The sequence below is a fragment of the Bacillus sp. ME78 genome, assembly GCF_903970865.1.
GTDB classification, from domain to species: Bacteria; Bacillota; Bacilli; order Bacillales; family Bacillaceae_G; genus Bacillus_A; species Bacillus_A cereus.
This window is the reverse complement of sequence record NZ_CAJCKK010000107.1, coordinates 1-358: the sequence shown is the minus strand read 5'-3', so window position 1 is coordinate 358 and position 358 is coordinate 1. Positions and strand designations below refer to the sequence as shown.

The window sequence follows — 358 nt, the reverse complement described above, 5'->3', positions numbered from 1 at the left end:
GTCTTCGAAGTACAAGATGAGCAAGGCAAAGTAGTAACGGAAGTAAAAACAGATAAAAATGGTAAAGCAAAAATCTCAGACTTATCTGTAGGAAAGTACAAATTAGTAGAGAAAGAAAGCTTACCGGGTTACAAAAAATTAATAGAACCAGTATCATTCGAAATTACAAAAGGTATGACGAAAGTCTTATCATTGAAAGTAGAGAACGAACTGTTAGATAAAGGTTCAGTAGAGATTACAAAAGTAGACAAAGAAAGTGGCGCAGTATTAGCGGGCGTAACATTCGAAGTGCAAGATGAAAAAGATAAAGTAGTAACAAAAGTAACGACAGATAAAGAAGGAAAAGCAAACGTTTCCG

Annotated in this window: 1 protein-coding gene; it reads left to right on the top strand. The window is 34.6% G+C overall.

Annotated elements, in window-relative coordinates; genetic code table 11:
• Positions 1-358 (top strand): SpaA isopeptide-forming pilin-related protein (locus tag H6481_RS28465; RefSeq protein ID WP_182813826.1); only part of this gene is annotated, 358 nt, incomplete at both ends.